1 protein-coding gene and 1 pseudogene are annotated in these 3,721 nt (G+C 43.0%); both read left to right on the top strand.

From position 1 onward, the window contains the following. A pseudogene (gene mtbB, locus A9239_RS18455) lies at positions 1 to 828 on the top strand ([dimethylamine--corrinoid protein] Co-methyltransferase); the annotation flags it as partial. 1,182 nt (positions 829 to 2,010) lie between these two features. Beyond that, complete coding sequence (gene lysS, locus A9239_RS13100; RefSeq protein ID WP_048120115.1) at positions 2,011 to 3,624, top strand: lysine--tRNA ligase; 1,614 nt, start codon at positions 2,011 to 2,013, stop codon at positions 3,622 to 3,624. Positions 3,625 to 3,721: the final 97 nt, after the last annotated feature.

Raw genomic sequence — 3,721 nt, 5'->3', positions numbered from 1 at the left:
ACTGTCTGGGTTATGCAGAAACTCTTTGCCTCCGGTGCCGATGGGGTCAACTTCGACACAACCGGTGCAGCAGGCGACGGTGACATGTATGGTACACTCCATGCGATTGAAGCCCTCAGAAAAGAGTTCCCTGATATGTACATTGAAGCAGGCATGGCTGGAGAATGCGTACTTGGTATGCATGGAAACCTTCAGTACGACGGAGTAACCCTTGCAGGTCTCTGGCCTCACCAGCAGGCTCCTCTTGTTGCAAAGGCTGGAGCAAATGTTTTCGGACCAGTATGCAACACCAATACCAGCAAGACCTCAGCCTGGAACCTTGCCCGTGCAGTTACTTTCATGAAGGCAGCTGTCGAAGCATCTCCAATACCATGTCACGTTGACATGGGAATGGGTGTGGGCGGAATACCGATGCTTGAAACGCCTCCAATTGATGCAGTTACAAGGGCGAGCAAAGCAATGGTAGAAATTGCAGGCGTAGACGGCATATAGATCGGGGTCGGCGACCCTCTGGGTATGCCGATCGCACACATAATGGCTTCAGGTATGACAGGAATGAGAGCTGCAGGAGACCTTGTTGCAAGAATGGAGTTCTCAAAGAATATGCGCATAGGCGAGGCAAAAGAATACGTAGCAAAGAAACTCGGGGTCGACAAGATGGACCTCGTAGACGAGCACGTTATGCGCGAACTGCGTGAAGAACTCGATATTGGTATTATAACGTCAGTACCAGGCGCTGCAAAAGGTATTGCTGCAAAGATGAACATCGAAAAGTTGCTTGATATTAAGATTAATTCCTGCAATCTCTTCAGAAAGCAGATAGCTTAAGGAAATAATTCAGGTAGAAGCCTGAATGTTCCTCGACAGCAGGGATAAACAAGATCAAGATTGAACAAACTTGGACCTGCCAAAAAACAGCAGTAAAATAACTATAAACTCTTCAGGCAGGTCCGAAAAGTTCTTCCTTATAAAATAGCGACCACCTTTCCTGCTGTCATTTTCTATTTTTTTGAGAGTTTACTTATTATCCTGATACATCCATCGAATCTTCAACTGTAACCTGCTCTTCCTTGTAGCTATTGCTGTATCTGGCAAGGTATTTGCACCTGGAGAAAACTTAGTATTTACAATCTTAATAACCTGTTTATTAGCAATCAGAATTGCTGGTTGTATGTCTGCAGAGGGGTTGTATGTCTGCAGAGGATGAGTCCCCCAGTAATACCAATGAAGCAGTATCCCTGCAATTTCTAGAATTTTGTCAGTTTTTACATTGAAATGAAACTGCCACCGGAAAGGATGACGTTACTGTAGACCAAGCAAAGGAAATTGCGTTTACTCATGATGGACTTACAAAAGCCGAGGTTACTTTTGTTAAAGCAAAACTTGACACCGATGATACAGGCAAGAATATTGTTAACCAGAGCTATCCAATTTTCCAGAGTTTCACATCCATTCTTTTCTTTCTTAATGTTTTTTTATGGTCCTATAACTTTATATTGTTTTCACATAGCTTGTCTTTCTCTACTCACCATTTATTTCCATATTCGACCCATTTCGAAATATTTATATATTTTTACATGCTTTTATTTATTGGCAAATAAAGTTTACTTGATTTGTTTACTAACGTGCCATATTAAATCTCCGTAAATCTGCAGACTCCTGAATTAATTTGCCTTTGAACCTCCATTAATTTTTCTCCTTTTTTATTTTTTGCACCTGAGATTTCTTTTTGATTCCATTTATATCTTTTATTGCCAAAAAACGCAAAATATAAACAGGCTCCGGTTCCTTGCCTTCTAGCCCAAGGTTTATTAGTTGAAACGATAATTATGCAGGGAATTCAAAGTTTTTCGTTCAAACCTTTTTTGAAAAAGGCTTGCAATAACTACCTAGGGATTCAATAGTATTCTAGAGGTTTTCGACAAACCTTTTTGAAAATGGTTGTACCATGCTTCTTAGAGGGGTTTTCGCTCAAGCCTTTTCAAAAAAGGCTTGATTCTGGTGAGAAATATGGCTGACACAATTCACTGGGCAGACGTCATAGCCGAAGACGTGTTAAAAAAGAATGGCAAACATCTTGTTGCCACAGGCATTACTCCGTCGGGGAACATCCATATAGGCAACATGAGAGAAGTCGTGACTGCCGATGCTGTTTACCGGGCTCTGGTTGATAAGGGAGCGAATGCGGACTTTATCTATATTGCTGACAATTATGATCCCCTACGCAAGGTTTACCCATTCCTTCCCGAGAGTTACGTAGAACATGTGGGGAAGCCCATCTCCGAAATTCCCTGCCCCTGTGGAAACTGCGCAAACTATGCCGAGCATTTCTTGAAACCTTTCCTGGAAGCCCTCAGGCGACTGGGCATTAATCCTAAGGTTTACAGGGCAGACGAGATGTATAAGACAGGTAAATACACCGAAGCAATAAAAACTGCCCTTGTTAAAAGAGATGCCATTGCAAAAATCCTGGAAGAGGTATCGGGGAAAACCGTAGCTTCGGATTGGAGCCCTTTTAATCCCAGATGCGATCAATGCGGAAGGATCACAACAACGAAGGTAACGGGTTTTGATCTGGAAGCTGAAACCGTGGACTATGTCTGTGCATGCGAGCACTCCGGAACCGTACCCATGGCGGGGGGAGGAAAACTTACTTGGCGCGTAGACTGGCCTGCCCGCTGGTCAGTTTTAGGAGTTACTGTCGAGCCTTTCGGAAAAGACCATGCTTCGAGAGGCGGTTCTTATGATACCGGAAAGAGAATAGTAAAAGAAATTTTCGGGCACGAACCTCCGTACCCAATTGTCTATGAGTGGATAATGCTTGGTAAACAGGGGGCGATGTCTTCTTCTACAGGGGTCGTTGTCTCGATTTCGGACATGCTGAAAATCGTACCACCTGAAGTTCTTCGCTACCTGATCATTCGCACAAAACCTGAAAAACACATTCAGTTTGATCCTGGACAGCCTCTCCTCTCCCTTGTGGACGAATACGAACGACTCAGGACGCAGTTCAGGGAAAATGATCCTTCACTTGGAACTTTTCAGGGAAGAGTGTATGAACTTTCCAGGGCAACCGGGGTCTGCCAGTCTGAAATTCCCTTCAAGCAGATGGTGACTATATATCAGGTAGCAAGGGGAGATTTTGACCAGGTACTGAAAATCGTAAAACGTTCAGGTTTTTCAACTGAAGATAAAAAGTGTATAAAAGAACTGGCAGATAACGTATCGAAATGGCTAAAACTCTATGCTCCACCCTTTGCCAAGTTTAAAGTGAAAGAAAAAGTACCTGTACAGGCAGCAACACTGTCCGAGCTTCAGAGAGCTTTTCTTTCAGCCTTTGCAGCCCTTATTGAATCCAGAGACGAAATTAGTGGAGAAGAATACCATATGTTGGTCTATTCTGCAAAGGACGAAGGTTCCGAATTGAACAGACGGATTGCAGAAAAGCTGAATGCTCATGCTCCTCAGGTTGATCCCAGGGAGCTTTTCAAGGCTATCTATATTTCATTACTTGGGCAGAGTTCAGGCCCCAAAGCCGGTTGGTTCTTATCTTCGTTTGAGAAGGAATTTCTGGTAGAAAGGTTTGAAGAAGCTTCAAATTACAGTCCTGAAATAAACGTATAAACACGATAAATTGCAAAAATGGATGAATTGCAAAAATGGATGCATTGCAAAAATGGATGAATTGCAAAAATGGATGAATTGCAAAAATGGATGCATT

The organism is Methanosarcina sp. A14 (assembly GCF_001729375.1).
Taxonomy (GTDB): domain Archaea; phylum Halobacteriota; class Methanosarcinia; order Methanosarcinales; family Methanosarcinaceae; genus Methanosarcina; species Methanosarcina barkeri.
Note: the sequence above shows the minus strand (reverse complement) of the source record. Positions and strands in the feature narration are given on the sequence as shown.